This window comes from Corticibacter populi, assembly GCF_004217315.1.
Taxonomy (GTDB): domain Bacteria; phylum Pseudomonadota; class Gammaproteobacteria; order Burkholderiales; family Burkholderiaceae_C; genus Lampropedia; species Lampropedia populi.
In genome coordinates this window covers 210,897-226,311 of the sequence record NZ_SGWR01000003.1, presented here as the reverse complement: position 1 = coordinate 226,311, position 15,415 = coordinate 210,897, and the positions used below count along the sequence as shown (strand labels likewise).

Annotated in this window: 15 protein-coding genes and 1 tRNA gene; 5 read left to right on the top strand and 11 right to left on the bottom strand. The window is 66.0% G+C overall.

What is annotated here, in order from left to right; translation table 11 throughout:
- Position 1 precedes the first annotated feature (1 nt).
- A tRNA-Val gene (locus EV687_RS11955) sits at positions 2-76 on the bottom strand.
- A gap of 224 nt (positions 77-300) precedes the next feature.
- Here EV687_RS11955 and EV687_RS11950 point away from each other — a divergent pair.
- Positions 301-777 (top strand): GNAT family N-acetyltransferase, encoded by a 477-nt coding sequence (locus EV687_RS11950; protein WP_162846582.1) that lies wholly within the window; start codon positions 301-303, stop codon positions 775-777.
- A 123-nt stretch (positions 778-900) separates the two neighbouring features.
- Here EV687_RS11950 and proC read toward each other — a convergent pair whose 3' ends face one another.
- From proC to EV687_RS11915, 8 genes are all read right to left on the bottom strand, one after another.
- Positions 901-1,707: a pyrroline-5-carboxylate reductase gene (proC, locus tag EV687_RS11945; protein ID WP_122228993.1), complete on the bottom strand. Its 807-nt coding sequence runs from the start codon at positions 1,705-1,707 to the stop codon at positions 901-903.
- Between the two features lie 18 nt (positions 1,708-1,725).
- On the bottom strand, positions 1,726-1,896 hold the full coding sequence (locus EV687_RS18965) for a hypothetical protein (protein ID WP_162846583.1): 171 nt from the start codon (positions 1,894-1,896) through the stop codon (positions 1,726-1,728).
- A gap of 132 nt (positions 1,897-2,028) precedes the next feature.
- Positions 2,029-2,364, bottom strand: a complete 336-nt coding sequence (locus EV687_RS11940) for a DUF3579 domain-containing protein (protein ID WP_122228438.1) — start codon at positions 2,362-2,364, stop codon at positions 2,029-2,031.
- 168 nt (positions 2,365-2,532) lie between these two features.
- Positions 2,533-3,171 carry a LysE family translocator gene (locus EV687_RS11935; protein WP_122228441.1) on the bottom strand — a complete coding sequence of 213 codons (639 nt, stop codon included), beginning with the start codon at positions 3,169-3,171 and terminating at the stop codon, positions 2,533-2,535.
- A gap of 62 nt (positions 3,172-3,233) precedes the next feature.
- Positions 3,234-4,247 (bottom strand): NAD(P)H-dependent glycerol-3-phosphate dehydrogenase, encoded by a 1,014-nt coding sequence (locus EV687_RS11930; RefSeq protein WP_122228995.1) that lies wholly within the window; start codon positions 4,245-4,247, stop codon positions 3,234-3,236.
- 123 nt (positions 4,248-4,370) lie between these two features.
- A complete protein-coding gene (gene secB, locus EV687_RS11925; RefSeq protein ID WP_122228443.1) occupies positions 4,371-4,829 on the bottom strand; it encodes a protein-export chaperone SecB in 459 nt (152 codons plus the stop codon).
- Between the two features lie 134 nt (positions 4,830-4,963).
- On the bottom strand, positions 4,964-5,236 hold the full coding sequence (gene grxC / locus EV687_RS11920) for a glutaredoxin 3 (RefSeq protein WP_122228446.1): 273 nt from the start codon (positions 5,234-5,236) through the stop codon (positions 4,964-4,966).
- Positions 5,237-5,284: 48 nt separating this feature from the next.
- Positions 5,285-5,704 (bottom strand): rhodanese-like domain-containing protein, encoded by a 420-nt coding sequence (locus EV687_RS11915; protein ID WP_122228448.1) that lies wholly within the window; start codon positions 5,702-5,704, stop codon positions 5,285-5,287.
- 84 nt (positions 5,705-5,788) lie between these two features.
- Between EV687_RS11915 and gpmA the strand changes: the two genes are divergently transcribed.
- The 3 genes from gpmA to EV687_RS11900 all read left to right on the top strand — a co-directional run bounded on the left by gpmA (position 5,789) and on the right by EV687_RS11900 (position 8,796).
- Complete coding sequence (gene gpmA, locus EV687_RS11910; RefSeq protein WP_122228451.1) at positions 5,789-6,481, top strand: 2,3-diphosphoglycerate-dependent phosphoglycerate mutase; 693 nt, start codon at positions 5,789-5,791, stop codon at positions 6,479-6,481.
- 92 nt (positions 6,482-6,573) lie between these two features.
- On the top strand, positions 6,574-8,088 hold the full coding sequence (locus tag EV687_RS11905) for a S41 family peptidase (protein WP_122228997.1): 1,515 nt from the start codon (positions 6,574-6,576) through the stop codon (positions 8,086-8,088).
- 327 nt (positions 8,089-8,415) lie between these two features.
- A complete protein-coding gene (locus EV687_RS11900) occupies positions 8,416-8,796 on the top strand; it encodes a response regulator transcription factor (protein WP_122228455.1) in 381 nt (126 codons plus the stop codon).
- A 66-nt stretch (positions 8,797-8,862) separates the two neighbouring features.
- On the opposite strand, the gene EV687_RS11895 is transcribed toward EV687_RS11900, so the two are convergent.
- Positions 8,863-10,905 (bottom strand): ATP-dependent helicase, encoded by a 2,043-nt coding sequence (locus EV687_RS11895; RefSeq protein WP_122228459.1) that lies wholly within the window; start codon positions 10,903-10,905, stop codon positions 8,863-8,865.
- Between the two features lie 118 nt (positions 10,906-11,023).
- Complete coding sequence (copM, locus tag EV687_RS11890) at positions 11,024-11,431, bottom strand: CopM family metallochaperone (RefSeq protein ID WP_242612608.1); 408 nt, start codon at positions 11,429-11,431, stop codon at positions 11,024-11,026.
- A gap of 237 nt (positions 11,432-11,668) precedes the next feature.
- Between copM and recC the strand changes: the two genes are divergently transcribed.
- Positions 11,669-15,409, top strand: a complete 3,741-nt coding sequence (gene recC, locus EV687_RS11885) for an exodeoxyribonuclease V subunit gamma (RefSeq protein ID WP_122228462.1) — start codon at positions 11,669-11,671, stop codon at positions 15,407-15,409.
- Positions 15,410-15,415 lie beyond the last annotated feature (6 nt).

The window sequence follows — 15,415 nt, the reverse complement described above, 5'->3', positions numbered from 1 at the left end:
TTGGTGGGCGATACTGGTTTCGAACCAGTGACCCCTGCCGTGTGAAGGCAGTGCTCTACCACTGAGCTAACCGCCCAAAGTCCTGTCATCTCTCGCCAACTTCTGCTTTTCCATCTGCCAAGGCATCCGGCTCGTTTGCGAGAGGGCTGAAATATACCATTGTTTCGTCCCTACCGGGCCGGTTCCGCCAGATTTTTTCAGCAGAATCGCATTTCGAACCACCCATTGCCTTCAACGCCATCCATGCCGTCTCGTACTTCGACCGAACTTCAGCATCTTTTCCACCCATCGACAGCAGACTTGCCCGACATCCTGGGCATCCAGGCCCAGTGCTACCACAGCATCCAGCCTGAGTCATCCGCCTCGATGGAAGCCAAGCTGAAGGCATCGCCACGCACCTGCTTCATGGCGCGCGGGCCATCCGGCGAGGCGCTGGGCTATCTGCTGGCCCTGCCATGGATGGCCAATCAGCTCCCCGAACTCGACGCCTCGCATTGCCACCTGCCGGAGACCCCCGATTGCCTTTACCTGCATGACCTGGCCATCGCGCCACGGGCTCGAGGCAGCGGCACGGCCAGCCTGCTGATCCGCCACTTCCTCCAGAGCCTGGCCGAAAGCACCCTCCCGGTCGCGCGCCTGATCGCCATCCAGCAGTCTGCGCCGTTCTGGCAGCGCCATGCCTTCCGCCCGGTCGAACCGACCGGAGCGCTGCGCGAGAAAATCCGCAGTTATGGCGACGATGCCCAATTGATGGAAAGGCGCAGGAAGCCTGCATAACAGGCCACGGCCCCATGGCACAAGCAGGCCAGACGGCCATGGAATGCCTCGGGATGAAGCGAGGGCAAGGCAATGGGGATGGCCCCCGCTGACCCGTAGTCGTGAACAGGTTCTAAAAGACTCTCAGGAGAACTGACGAGCCATCTCCGCGGCACGGTCGCGGCAGGCCTGCATCGCCTCGATGAAGCGGGCCTTGACGTCGAGCTCATCCAGCCGCGTCGTTGCAGCGTAGGTGGTGCCGCCCTTGGAAGTGACGCGTTGCCGCAGCACCTCGGGAGGCTCCGTGGAGTCGGCCGCCAGCGCTGCCGCACCCTCGAACGTTGCCACGGCCAGTTGATAGGCCTGGTCGGCACTCAAGCCCATCTGCTGGCCGGCCTCGCGCATGGCTTCGAGGAAATAGAACACATAGGCCGGACCGGAGCCCGAAATGGCCGTGACCGCATCGAGCTGTGCTTCCTGCTCGACCCACAGGCTTTGCCCCATCGCCTGGGCCACCGCCTGTGCTTCGTCGCGATCGGCCGCGCTTGCCCCGGCACGGGCAAACAGCCCGGTCATGCCCTTGCCGACCAGAGCCGGGGTATTGGGCATGGCCCGCACAATGCGCTCGCTACCCAGCCAAACCGCCAGCGTGTCGGTGGTGATGCCGGCGGCGATGCTCAGGTGCAGGCAGGGCGCCAGCCGATGCCGCAACGACTCGATGGCACCGTGCAGCATCTGTGGCTTGACGGCCCATACCAGCAGACTCGCCTGCTCAACCACCGCATCGGCCTGTGCATGTGCGGCAATGCCGAAATCATGCTGCAAGGCCACGCGGGTCGCCTCATGCGGCTCGACCACATGAATGGATGACGCAGGACGCCCATGGCGCAGCAGCCCGCCAATGATGGCGCGCGCCATATTGCCGCCGCCGACGAAGACCGTGATGCTCATGGCCGCGCCGCCAATCAATCAACCGCCCTGGTGGGCGCGCTTGCCAGGGTTCTTCTTGCTGCGCGTGGCTACGCCACGTTCCTTGCTGACGCGCTGACCGGCACCTTGCTTGGGGAGCACATAGCCCTTGGGAGCCGACAGCGGCGGGGTGAACTTGCGATCAGCTTCGGTAACGATTTTGTTGCCCATGACAATTCCTGCTTTGGAGATGAAACTGCGTATTCTATTGCATAGCCCCCACGCAGCGCCAGACCGTGAAACCTGCGGCGACCCGGCAGCATCATTGGTGCATGCAGGAGCATCGGCGCATGTCACGCACTCTCATGGCTGGGGGGTGTCCTTGCCCTCGCCGTCCGGCAACAGACAGGCCTCGAGGGTTTGCAAGTCATTGTCCCTGGCGAAGTTCATCACGAAACTCCAGGCCATCGGTTCCTGCTCGCGCAGGGCGGTATTGACGACCACGCACTTGACGCCATCAATGACCGTTGGCACGCACCAGGGGGAATACACCAGATGGCTGCTGGGCCGGCTGCCCGCCGGCCGGAAGCTGCTCATGACGCCGGCCAACCGTTCCGACCAGTCGCTGGGCCGAAAAGTCTTGCCTTGATGGGTTTTGCCCAGAATGAATACTTCTTGGTGCGACGGGGAGGTGGCCATTGAGGTGCGTCCGCGGCAGCCTGCAGTGGGGAGGTGCGGGCAACTTCTGCTCACGGGAGTGAAAAGCGAAGCGCCGATTTTAGCCCTCCCTGCCCCATCGCGTCAGCGAATCCCCCGGCCGCGCGCATTGCCATCGGGGCCTCAACGCCCGCCCGGGCGGCGAGGCACTCAGCGCGAGAGGCTGGCCAGGCGCGCCGCCAACGCCACGAAGACGGCGCTGGCAAGCCGGTTGAGGACGCGTTGCGCGCCCGCAGATGTCTGAAGAACCCGGCCGAACCAGCCCGAGCAGCAAGCGATGCTGCCAAAGACCAGTAAGGCCGCCAGCATGAAGACGGCGCCGAACACCATGATCTGCAGTGACACCGGCCCGCGCGCCGGATTGGCGAACTGCGGCAGAAATGCCATGAAGAACAACAGCACCTTGGGATTGCTCAGGTTCATCACCACGCCACGGCCTACCATGGCCAGAGCGCCCGTATCCGGCTGCGCGACGGCGCCTGCCGCCGGGTTCTGCTGCAGCGCGGGCGCATGCCATGCGCCCCAGGCCAGCCAGAGCAGATAGGCCGCACCACACAGCTTGATCAGCGTGAATGCCAGTGCGGAAGCGGCCACCACGGCGGCCAGCCCGAGCGCCACCGCTCCGGTGTGCACGACCAGCCCGAGACACAGCCCCAGCACGACCGCCATGCCGGCACGCCAACCATGCTGGGCCGACTGCATGAGCACAAAGATGTTGTCCGGCCCCGGACTCAGCGCCAGCAGCACGGCCACGCCGAAAAAAGCCAGCACACTATCGAACGTCGGCATGCCCGCTCCCTGGATCGTCGGTCGCGATGATCGCCACCATTGCCGTCATTGCCGCCACCGCCTCACTCGATGGCCGGGTCACGCGCGAGCAGACCATGCACCAGCGCCTGTGCATCGGCCTGGCCATCGAGCATCTGCACCACCGCCTGGCTGATGGGCATTTCCACGCCCGCCTGGCGGGCGCGCTGCACCACCGCACGCGCACAATAAACCCCCTCGGCAACATGGCCGAGCTGGGCAAGGATCTGCGCCAGCGACTGCCGTTGCGCCAGCAGCAGGCCAACCTTGCGGTTGCGCGAGAGCCCGCCAGTGGCCGTCAGCACCAGATCGCCCACGCCGGCGAGCCCCATGAAGGTCTCGTGGCGCCCGCCCAGCGCCACGCCCAGCCGCGCCATCTCGGCCAGGCCGCGCGTCACAAGGGCGGCCCGGGCATTGAGGCCCAGTTCGAGACCGTCACATACCCCAGTGGCGATCGCCAGCACATTCTTGACGGCGCCGCCCACCTCGACCCCGGTCACATCGTCATTCGAATAGATGCGCATGGCATGGCCATGGAAGGCCGCGACCAGCAACTGCCGCACCTGGGAATGCGACGATGCTGCCACCAGGGCCGTCGGCTGCGCACGCGCCACCTCCAGCGCAAAACTGGGGCCGCTCAGCAAACCGCACAGGAGGCCCGGCGCCACGGTAGCCTGCACTTCATGCGGCAACAGCCCGGCCACCGACGCATCCGCCTGCGGCGGCTCCAGCCCTTTGCACAGCCAGACCACCGGCGCGCTCAGCGGCCCCAGCGCTTGTAATTCCACCAACATGGCGCGCAAGGCTGCCACTGGCGTACCCAGCACGACCAGATCGGCCGCCACCGCCTGCGCATGCCAGTCGCCTGCCACCACATCCAACGCGGCCGGCAACTCAACTTGCGGCAGATAGCGGGCATTGCGGCGTGTCGCCGCCATCTCCGCAGCCTGAGCGGCATCGCGCAACCACAGCGTCACGCGATGGCCCGCAGGATGTGCCGCCGCCGCCATGGCCACGGCCGTTCCCCAGGCGCCGCCGCCCAGGATCAGGACATTCAATGTGCGCATGGATCAAAGCCTCCCAGAGCATGTGCCTGTGTGAAAAAGGACTCGCTGGCGAGTCCTTGCTGCGTCGGGGTACGCACGCGTGCGTGCGGCCCACATGGCGGGCTTGCGGCGCGCTTACTGCGTGGTGGCCGGAGCCTGCTGCGCGTTGGCCTGGGCCTGTTGCTGGTCATACATGGCCTGGAAGTTGATCTCGGCCATGTGCACGGGCGGGAAGCCTGCGCGGTTGATCACGTCGGCGATGTTGCCGCGCAGATAGGGGTAGACGATTTGGGGGCAGGCCACGCCGACGACCGCACCGAGTTGCTCTTCCGGGATGTTGCGCACCTCGAAGATTCCGGCCTGCTTGGCCTCGACCAGGAACAGGGTCTTGTCCTCGACCTTGGTGTGCACGGTGCCGGTGATGGTGACTTCGTACAGGCCTTCGGCGACCGTGGTCGCAGCCACTGCGAGCTGGATGTCGACGTTGGGTTGCTTCTGCTCCAGCAGGATGCCGGGGGAATTGGGCTGCTCAAGGGACAGGTCCTTGAGGTAGACACGTTGAATCTGGAAAACCGGAGCGGTTTGGTCGGCCATGCGGAACTACTTTCTGGTCAAAACGGTTGATTGGCGGCGCCCTCTCCAAGCGCACAGCGGCCTATTATGCAGGCATTCATGCAGGCACTCGGTCGCCGTCCTTCTCCTGGTGGGTCAGGCGGGCGCAACGGCTTTCATTGCGGCGCGCCCGGCGTCTGCAGCAAAGGCTCTAGGCCGCCGCGCACATCCAGCGCCACCAGGTCGTCGTGCCCGCCCACGTGCGTCGTGCCGATGTAGATCTGCGGCACGGTGCGGCGCCCCGTCTCGGCCATCATGCGCTGGCGGGCCGCAGGATCGACATCGATACGGATTTCCTCGATCTGCTCGACGCCCCTGGCCTTGAGCAATTGCTTGGCACGGATGCAGTAAGGGCACACGGCGGTGGTGTACATGGTCACGGCTTGCATACTCGATCCTCGTTGGCGGTCCTGCGGGTCCTGACGGTCAGTGGCACGTCAGGCAGCGCCCTTGCCGGCCACCACCGGCAGGCCGGCTTCCTTCCAGGCTTTCATGCCACCGACGACGGTCTGGGCATTCTCGTAGCCGAGCTTCTTGGCCACGGCCACGGCCCGTTTGGCACGGGTGCCGCTGGCGCAGACCAGCAGCAACGCGGTGGCCTTGTTCTTGACCGCACTGGGCAGTTGCTGCTCGACCTGATCGACCGGCACGCTCTTGGCCCCTTTGATATGGCCGGCGGCAAACTCATCGGTCCCACGCACATCGACGACCACGGCCTTGTCACGGTTGATCTTCTGCACGGCCTGGGCCGGCGTCACGCCGGCAAAACCACCTTTGTTGAGGGCCGGCACGAACAGCATGGCTCCCGAGCCGATGGCGATGAGGAACAAATACCAGTTATCCAGAAAAAAATTCACGTTGGGTCTCTCTGAGAACTCTGACAAAACAATGGCGTGATTCTAGAATGATGCGCTTTTGTTTGCCCGAACTTTGAGACAAATATGCACAAGCTCGTTCTGATTCGCCACGGCGAGTCTACCTGGAACCTGGAAAACCGCTTCACCGGCTGGACCGATGTGGACCTCACCGCCACCGGCATCAGCCAGGCGCAGGCTGCCGGCCAGCGCCTCAAGGAGCAAGGTTTCGTCTTCGACAAGGCATACACCAGCGTGCTCAAGCGCGCCATCCACACGCTCTGGCACTGCCTCGATGCGATGGATGCCACATGGCTGCCCGTCGAGAAGGCTTGGCAGCTCAACGAGCGCCACTATGGCGCGCTGCAGGGCCTCAACAAAGCCGACACCGCCGCCAAGTACGGCGACGAGCAGGTGCTCGTATGGCGCCGCAGCTATGAAACCCCTCCGCCCGCGCTGGACGCGAACGATCCGCGCAGCGAGCGCGGCGACCGCCGCTACCAGACGCTCGGCGCAGAAGGGGTGCCGCTGACCGAGTGCCTCAAGGACACCGTGGCGCGCGTGCTGCCTTTCTGGGAATCGAACATCGCGCCGGACATCCGTGCCGGCAAGCGCATTGTCATCGCCGCGCACGGCAACTCGCTGCGCGCACTGGTCAAGTACCTCGACGGCATTTCCGACCAGGACATCGTCTCGCTCAACATCCCCAACGGCACGCCGCTGGTCTATGAGCTCGACGACACCCTCAAGCCGATCCGCAGCTACTACCTCGAAGCCTGATCGCCCCGCCCGCGGGCCGTGTCGGAGAATTTATGTTACGGTTGCACGCAGCGCTCCTGCCCCCAATGCTCCTGCCTTTATAAATGGTCATCATGAGCCAAAAATTGCAAACCCTCGGATGGGTCAGCGCCGGCATCCTGGCCGGTGCGCTGGCGACCTTCTCGCTGCAGACCACTGCCCGCAACAGCATTGCGCCACTGCCACTGGAGGAGATCCAGCAGCTGGCGGCGGTGTACGGCCTGATCAAATCCGACTACGTCGAGCCGGTCGATGACAAGAAGCTCATCACCGACGCCATCTCGGGCATGGTCTCCAACCTCGACCCCCATTCGCAATATTTCGACAAGGCCAGCTTCAAGGAATTCCGCGAAGGCACCAGTGGCCGCTTCGTCGGCGTCGGCATCGAGATCACGCAGGAAGACGGGCTGATCCGCATCGTCTCGCCCATAGAAGGCTCGCCAGCGGACCGCGCCGGCCTGATGACCAACGACCTGATCACCAGGATCGACGACACCGCAGTCAAAGGCCTGAGCCTGACCGATGCCGTCAAACGCATGCGCGGCGAGCCCAACACCAAGGTGGTGCTGACCATCTTCCGCAAGGACGAAAGCCGCACCTTCACGGTCACCATCACACGCGAGGAAATCAAGACCCGCTCCGTCAAGGGCGAAGTGATCGAGCCGGGCTATGCCTGGGTGCGTCTGTCTCAGTTCCAGGATCGCACGGTGGACGATTTCGTCACCAAGGTCGCCGAAATCTATGCCAAGGAGCCCGACCTCAAGGGCCTGGTGCTGGACCTGCGCAATGATCCGGGCGGCCTGCTCGATGCCGCGGTGGCCATCTCCGCCGCCTTCCTGCCGCAGAACGTGGTGGTCGTGACAACCGATGGTCAACTGCCCGAGAGCAAGGCGACCTTCTCCACCACCGCCGCCGACTACCTGCCCCGGCGCATCGGCCTGGGCATCGGAAGCGATCCGCTGCGCAAGCTGCCGGCTGCGCTCAAGAGCGTGCCGCTGGTGGTGCTGGTCAACGAAGGCTCGGCCTCGGCCAGCGAGATCGTCGCCGGTGCGCTGCAGGACCACCAGCGCGCCACCATCATGGGCAGCCAGACCTTCGGCAAGGGCTCGGTGCAGACCGTGCGCCCGCTGGGTCCGGACACCGGTATCAAGCTGACCACGGCGCTCTACTACACACCTTCGGGCCGCTCCATCCAGGCCAAAGGGATAGAGCCTGACATCGCCGTGGACGAAACCGCCGAGGGCACCCCTTACGCATCGCTGCGCATCCGCGAAGCCGACCTGCTCAAACACCTGGGCACCGACGACGACCCGGAAGAAGCCGCCCGCAAGGAAAAGGAGCGCGAGCAGGCCATGCAGCGCCTGGAGGAGGAAACCAAAGCCAACAATGGTCAACCGACGCGCCGGCAGCCCCAGTTCGGCTCGGCCGAGGACTTCCAGCTCCAGCAGGCCCTCAACCACCTCAAGGGACTGCCGGTGCAAGTCAGCAAGTCGGATGAAGAGCGGCTGGCCGCTGCCACTGCGGAGGCCACAGCGGCCGCGCCATCGGCCAGCCCAGCTGCGGGCGCAACGGACGCCTCCTCCAAGTAAGTCCGGAGCTCAGGCACTTTTGACGCCGTTCAAAGTGCCTGCTGCCCGCCATGGGCAGAGCACAGCAGGCCTCGCGCCCAACCTCCCCCGCGGGTCCGCGCGAAGCCACGTCGGGAAAATCGGCGTTTTCCTACAGCCAGGGGGCGCCCTGAAACCGACAATGGTGGCAACGCGCCGCATTCCACGGCGCCATTCCACTCATGGCACAGCTCCTGCCCCGCTCGCCCCTGCTCTTCTGGTGGCGTATGCCAGTCCCCATCCCGATGAGAGAGCCCGTGCCGTGGCCCTTATGCCGACCCCACCCGATTCCGAGACTGCTGTCACGCCATGACGGACAAACTCCAGACTTTCATTGTCGAAGACAACCACACCATCCGCGAAAACCTCACGGCCATGCTCGAGGAGTTGACACCGGTCGAGGCACAGGGCTTCGCCGTCAGCCAGCATGAGGCATTGGACTGGCTGCACAGCAACCAGGATGGCTGGCGCCTGCTCATCGTCGACCTGTTCCTGCAATCTGGCACGGGATTGGGAGTGATCGAGGCGGTGGGGCCCATCCAGCCGGACCAGCACATCGTGATCCTCAGCAACTATGTCGAGGACGACATCCGCCAGCGCAGCGCGCAGTTGGGTGTGAGCGCTGTATTCGACAAATCACGCGACATCGAGAAGCTGATCGATTTCTGCAACGAGCTTGCCAGCACCTGAGCCCATCGGCTCGGCGACGGCAGACAGGTTGGCAAGGCCGCCGGGCCCGTGCCGGCGGCGCAGCCATCATTCCGGCGCCGTGCTGCCCGCAGCGGCTTTGCGGGCAAATTCCTCGCGCAGCGCACGCAGCTTGGCGCGCGGGTCCTCGCGGGCCGTGTCGGCGGCCAGGTTCATCTCGCCGATGAAGCGGCTGGGCTTGGTCGCCACCCAGTCACGGCCTTTCTTGCGACGGCGCGTCCAGCTTACCGCCAGCGTGCGCTGCGCACGCGTGATGCCCACATACATCAGGCGACGCTCCTCCTCCAGGCGCTGCTGGTCGATCACGCCTTCCTCACCCTGCTGGAACGGCAGCACGCCCTCGTTGACGCCGGCCAGGATGACGTGCGGCCATTCGAGGCCCTTGGAGGCATGCAGCGTCGAGAGGGTGACGACGTTCTGGTCCTTCTCCTGCTCGCTGATGGTCGAGAGCAAGGCGATGGTCTGGGCCACCTCCAGCAGGCTCTTGGCCTCGGTGACGATGCCGCCGATGGCCTCGTCGGGCACACCGCCGGCGCGCTGCGCCATCCAGTCGCAGAACTCCTGCACATTGCCCCAGCGCGCCGTGGCCTGGGCGGCGGTGTCGGAATGCTCGAGCAGGAAGTTCTCGTAGCCGATCTCCTCGAGCCATTCCTTGAGGAACTGGCGCGCCGCCTCGGCACCCAGCGCATGCCGGGCACGGTATTGCAGATCGTTGAGCAGGCGACCGAACTCGGCCAACCCACCCAGCGCCCGGGCACTCAGGCGCGCTGGCAGCATCTGGTTGAACATGGCCGCGTACATGCTGCATTTGTATTGCGAGGCGAAGTCGCCCAGCTGCGCCAGCGTCTGGTGACCGATACCGCGGCGCGGCGCGGAGATCGCCCGCAAAAAGGCCGGGTCGTCGTCCTCATTGCTCCAGAGGCGAAACCAGGCACACAAGTCGCGGATTTCCGAGCGATCGAAAAAGCTGGTGCCGCCGGAGACCTTGTACGGAATGCTGGCACGGCGCAAGGCCTTTTCCAGCGCCTTGGCCTGGTGGTTGGCACGGTAGAGGATGGCGAAGTCGCGCCATTCCGGGGTTGGATTGACGGAAGCGCACAGCCCCTGGATGCGGGCGACGGCGCGCTCGGCCTCGTGTTCCTCGGAGTCGCAATCGACCACACGCACCGGCTCGCCCTCGCCCAGCTCGGAATACAGCGTCTTCGGGAACAGCTTGGGGTTGGGACCGATGACATTGTTGGCCGCACGCAGAATGGCGCTGGTGGAGCGGTAGTTCTGCTCGAGCTTGATGACGCGCAGGGCCGGGAAGTCCTGCGGCAGCTTCTTGAGGTTTTCCAGCGTGGCGCCACGCCAGCCATAGATGGACTGGTCGTCATCGCCAACGGCAGTGAAGTGCCCGCGCTCGCCCACCAGCAGCTTGAGCAGCTCGTACTGGGTGGCATTGGTATCCTGGTATTCGTCGACCAGCACATGGCCAAGGCGCGCCTGCCATTTCTCGCGCACCGGGGCGTGCTGGCTCAGCAGCGTCAGCGGCAGGCCGACAAGGTCGTCGAAATCCACGCTCTGGAAGGCGCTGAGGCGCTCCTCGTAGCGCGCCATCACTTCCAGTGCCACCTTGTCCACCTCGCCCTCGACTTGCGCGGCGGCGGTCTGCGAATTGAGCCCCATGTTCTTCCAGCCGCTGATGGTCCACTGCCACTGGCGCGCCAACTGGGTATCGGTGGTGCCGCCGCAGTCCTTGAGGATGGAGAGCACATCGTCGCTGTCGAGGATGCTGAAGTTGGGCTTGAGGCCCAGCACCTGGCCGTCCTCGCGCACCATGCGCACGCCCAGCGCGTGGAAGGTGCAGATCAGCACATCCTTGGCGGCCTTGCCGATCAGGCCCTTGGCACGCTCGCGCATTTCCGCGGCGGCCTTGTTGGTGAAGGTGATGGCGGCGATGCGCCCGGGCGCCATTCCCTGCCCGATCAGGTGGGCGATCTTGTGGGTGATCACGCGCGTCTTGCCCGAACCGGCCCCCGCCAGCACCAGCGAAGGCCCGCTGATATGGTGAACGGCCTGGGTTTGGGCGAGATTGAGTCCGGCTGACATGGCGAGAGGTGTGCTCCCTGATGAATAGAAGGAGGGTGAAAGGGGCTGCCATGATAGCGGCTGGCAGCCCCCTCGCGGCCAGGCGGACAGGCGCGGGCAGGCGCGCCAGAACAGGCCCTCAGTGCGCGTGCGCGGCCGCCGGCGCGGGCGTGGCCGCGCCGGTCTGCGGCGCGTTGGTCGCCAGCCACTGGCGCAACAGGCCGATCTCGGCCTCCTGCGCGGTGATGACGTCCTGGGCCAGCTGGCGCAGCACCGGATCCTTGCCATGCGCCAGCTCGATGCGCGCCATCTCCACCGCCCCTTCGTGATGGGCCAGCATGCCGGCGGCAAACGCCACGTCGGGGTCGTCATGGGCGATGCCCTGCATCATGTCCGTGTGCATGCGCTGCATGGAATCATCGTAAGCCTGGCGTGCGCTGGTGCTCGCCTCGGTCTGGGCCCGGGCCGGCGCAATCATCAGACCCGTCAGACTCGCGCTGAGGCAGGCCACCATGGCAAGGGAAGTCAGGGCTTTGATCGGGTGCATGGAACAACTCCTGTGTAGATAGAAAAATGGCAGGGGCGATACCTCAAGGCCGGAACCTTGTGATACCAGCATCGGCCCATGCCTCGCCATGCCCGTAGCCATGGCGCTCGGTGTACAGTTGCGCACTGTAGCGTCCAAACACCACGGCGCCCGCCACATCCCCCGGCTGCACTGCGGCTTTCTCGCCGCCCTGTCCATCCCGCCTTCATCGCCGGCGCCCTTCCTCTCTCCCTGCGCATGACCACACCTGCATCCATCGCTCCAGGCATCCTGGCCCTGCATGGCAATCGCACCGAGATGCTGGCCGACACGCTGGCTGAATGGATGGCCGCACGCCCCCTGGAGCCGCTGGAGCAGGAAGTGGTCCTGGTGCAGAGCAATGGCATGGCCGAATGGCTCAAGATGCGCCTGGCACGCCACCTGGGGGTCAGCGCCGCCATCGAGGTCGACCTGCCCAGCCGCTTTGCCTGGCGCATGTACCGGCACATTCTGGGCAACCAGCAAGTGCCCTACCAGACGCCCCTCGACAAGCCGGCCATGCTGTGGCACTTGATGAAGATCCTGCCTGCACTGCTGGCCGCCGGGGCCGGCAAAGGCTGCGGCGAGGGAGCCAGCGCCAGCCCCATCTGGCAACCGCTGCAGCGCATGCTGGAGATGGCCCGGCGAGAGGGCAGCGCGGCGCGACCGGCGAGCAATGACACCAGCGCGCTCTACCACCTTGCCCAGCGCATTGCCGACCTGTTCGACCAGTACCAGGTTTACCGGCCCGACTGGTTGCAGGACTGGAAGCAGGAACGCGACCAGCTCGCGGCCGTCAACACCCCGCCCACCCCGATTGACGATGACGCCGCTTGGCAACCGGCGCTGTGGCGCCAGCTGCTGCAGACCCAGGACGCGGCCCTGGCGCAGGCCATTCGCCCGCGCCTGCACCAGCGTGCCGTACGGGCCCTGCGCGACGCCAGCCGTCCTTTGCCAGCCCCGCTGCCGCGCCGCGTCATGCTGTTCGGTATGACGCATGTGCCGCTGCCCGTCATCGAACTGCTCTCGGCCATGGGAGCCCACAGCCAGGTGCTGCTGGCCATCCCCAACCCCTGCCGATTCTATTGGAGCGATGCATTGAGCGAGCGCGAGCTGTTTCAGCACAGCCAGCGCCAGCTCGACCTGCAGGCGCGGCGCCATCCGCTGCGCGGCGCCATCGATCTGTCGGCCATCGCGCTCGACGCCATGCACGCCCATGCCCACCCGCTGCTGATGATGTGGGGCCGACAGGTGCGCGACTTCATCCGCCAGCTCGAAGCCTATGACGAGGCTCAGACCGCCCAGGCCCGCATGGGCCTGCCGCGCATCGATGTTTTCGACGATGAGCCCGATGCCGCTGCAAACGGCGCAGCTCCGCTGCTGCAACAGGTGCAGCATCACGTCCGAGACCTGCTGCCGCTGGCCGAGCACCCTCACGAGGCCATCGCCGTGGACGACCGCAGCATCTGCTTTCAAGTCGCCCACAGCCCGGTGCGCGAGGTCGAAGCGCTGCACGACCACCTGCTCGACCTGCTGCGCCCCGAAGCGCGGCAAACGGGCCTGGCGCGGCTGCAGCCGCGTGACATCATCGTCATGGTGCCCGACATCGCCCAGTATGCGCCGCTGATCCGCGCCGTCTTTGGCCAGTATGCCAGCGAAGACCCGCGCCACCTGCCCTTCGACATTGCCGACCTGGCACCACAAACCCTCAGCCCGCTGCTGCAGGCGCTGGAATGGCTGGTGCGGTTGCCCGAGCAGCGCGCCGGCCTCTCCGAACTGAGCGACCTGCTGGCCGTACCGGCCATCGCGCAGCGCTTCGGGCTCGATGCCGACGCCATCGCGCAACTGCAACACTGGATGCAGGGCAGCGGCATCCGCTGGGGGCTGGACGCCAGCCACCGCCAGCAACTGGGCGTAGCCGGCACAGGCGCGCAGAACACCGCCTGGTTCGGCCTGCAGCGTATGCTGCTGGCCTATGCCAGCGGGCAAGGCTTTGCCGGCACCGAACCCTACACCGAGGTCGGCGGACTGGCCGCCGCACATGTCGGCGCGCTGGCACAACTGCTCGGGCTCCTGCAGCACTGGGAGCGGCTGCTCGCCAGCGCGGCCACGCCAGCACAATGGGGAGCGCGCTGGCGTGCGCTGCTGGCCGACTTCTTCCTGCCCGCGGACGAAACCGACCGCAGTGCCCTGGCGCTTGCAGACCAGGCCCTGCAGGACTGGCTGAGCGCCGTGGATGCCACCGGCTTTGCCGACCCGCTGCCGCTCACGGTGGCCCGCCACGCCTGGCTGGGCGCCATGCGACAGCCCGACGACCGCCAGCGCTTCCATGCCGGCGGCATCACCTTCTGCACGCTGCTGCCGATGCGCGCCATCCCTTTCGAGGTGGTTTGCCTGCTGGGCATGAACGACGGTGCCTATCCGCGCCGCAGCACCCCTAGTGAAATGGACCTGATGCGCCAGCCCGGCCAACGCCGCCCAGGCGACCGCAGCCGCGCCCAAGACGACCGCCAGCTGATGCTCGAAGCGCTGCTCTCGGCGCGCCGGCAGTTGCTCATCAGCTGGGTCGGCCGCAGTGTGCGCGACAACACCGTGCGCCCCCCCTCGGTGCTGGTCGCGCAACTGCAGGACTACCTGCGCGCCGGCTGGGCTGGCGACGTGGTCAGTGCCCGCACCACCGAGCATCCGCTGCAGCCCTTCAGTCCACGCTATTTCGAGTCCGTCGACGGCGGCCAGGGCCAGAGCCTGGCCACATGGGCGCATGAATGGCTCCCCGTCCCCATCACTGCCGCCGCACCGGGGCTGACCGACACCATGCCCCTGCCAGCGCCAGCAGCCTCGGGCGAAGCGCCACCGGCCTGGACGCTCGCGGAACTGGCCCGCTTCTGGCGCAATCCGGCGCAGGCGTGGTTCGAGACCCGGCTGCAAACCCGCTATCCGGAACTGCCCGAAGTGGCCAATGACTGTGAGCCCATCGGTATTGACGGCCTGGCACGCTGGCAGATCTTCCAGCAAGTGCTGCAGACGGTGCAACCGCTCATTGCACAACACCAGTCCTGGGAGAGCGTGTCCGCCGAGGCCCGCCAGCAGCTGCAACGCCATGCCATGGCCGGCCAGTTGCCCATTGGCACACTGGGCGAGCGGCTGCAGCAGCAATGGCTGGAACAGCTGCAGTTTCTGCTGCGTGAATGGCTGCACAGCGAGGCACAGTGGCCGCATGTCCAGCAGCGCCTGCATCTGCAGTTGCAGCACCCGCGAGAGGACATTCCCGGCATCGACGACTGGATTGGCGGACTGCGGGGCACTGGCGCCAACGTCGATCACATGGCGACCGATCCGGCCGGTGCGTCCTGGCTGCACCTGTCGGTCAAGCCCACTCGCCTGATCAGAACACCCGGCAACAGCCGGCGCCCACCGGTGCTGCGCCTCGACAAGCTCATTGACGCGTGGCTGTGCGCCCTGGCGCTGGCCAGCCGGCAGCCAGCCCCGTCAACGACTGCCGGCACATTCATCGGCCCCGCCGTGAGCAGCCGCATCATCGGTCTCGATGCCGTGCTGGACATCACCCCCGTGCCGGCCACGCAAGCCAGGCAATGGCTGGAGCAGGTGCTCGAGACCGCGCACCTCCATCGCCAGCAGCCGTTGCCGTTTGGCATCGACACGGCGCTGGCCTGGTACCAGGCGCTCACGCCCTCCACCGGAGCCCCCACCGCACCTGCGGATGCTGCGAAAGCCCTGCAAGCCGCCAATACAGCCTACCAGGGCGGACGGCTGGGCGGAGAGCGCGACCGCAACCCGTATCTCGCACGCCTGTGGTCCGACTTCGCCAGCCTGCATGCGAGCGGCGCCTTCGAGGCCACTGCCCGCATGATGCTCGAGCCGCTGGGCGCCTGGCTACAGGCCCATGTGCGGCTACGCCTGCCCGATGGAGAACCGCAAACAGCGGAACCTCCGGGCTGAGGCCTA

What these genes read in the sequence shown, in the direction of transcription:
- EV687_RS11895 (WP_122228459.1), bottom strand. Translation starts at nt 10,905, where the DNA reads ATGTCAGCCGGACTCAATCTCGCCCAAACCCAGGCCGTTCACCATATC.
- grxC (WP_122228446.1), bottom strand. Translation starts at nt 5,236, where the DNA reads ATGCAAGCCGTGACCATGTACACCACCGCCGTGTGCCCTTACTGCATC.
- EV687_RS18965 (WP_162846583.1), bottom strand. Translation starts at nt 1,896, where the DNA reads ATGGGCAACAAAATCGTTACCGAAGCTGATCGCAAGTTCACCCCGCCG.
- EV687_RS11905 (WP_122228997.1), top strand. Translation starts at nt 6,574, where the DNA reads ATGAGCCAAAAATTGCAAACCCTCGGATGGGTCAGCGCCGGCATCCTG.
- EV687_RS11935 (WP_122228441.1), bottom strand. Translation starts at nt 3,171, where the DNA reads ATGCCGACGTTCGATAGTGTGCTGGCTTTTTTCGGCGTGGCCGTGCTG.
- secB (WP_122228443.1), bottom strand. Translation starts at nt 4,829, where the DNA reads ATGGCCGACCAAACCGCTCCGGTTTTCCAGATTCAACGTGTCTACCTC.
- EV687_RS11900 (WP_122228455.1), top strand. Translation starts at nt 8,416, where the DNA reads ATGACGGACAAACTCCAGACTTTCATTGTCGAAGACAACCACACCATC.
- proC (WP_122228993.1), bottom strand. Translation starts at nt 1,707, where the DNA reads ATGAGCATCACGGTCTTCGTCGGCGGCGGCAATATGGCGCGCGCCATC.
- EV687_RS11940 (WP_122228438.1), bottom strand. Translation starts at nt 2,364, where the DNA reads ATGGCCACCTCCCCGTCGCACCAAGAAGTATTCATTCTGGGCAAAACC.
- copM (WP_242612608.1), bottom strand. Translation starts at nt 11,431, where the DNA reads ATGCACCCGATCAAAGCCCTGACTTCCCTTGCCATGGTGGCCTGCCTC.
- gpmA (WP_122228451.1), top strand. Translation starts at nt 5,789, where the DNA reads ATGCACAAGCTCGTTCTGATTCGCCACGGCGAGTCTACCTGGAACCTG.
- recC (WP_122228462.1), top strand. Translation starts at nt 11,669, where the DNA reads ATGACCACACCTGCATCCATCGCTCCAGGCATCCTGGCCCTGCATGGC.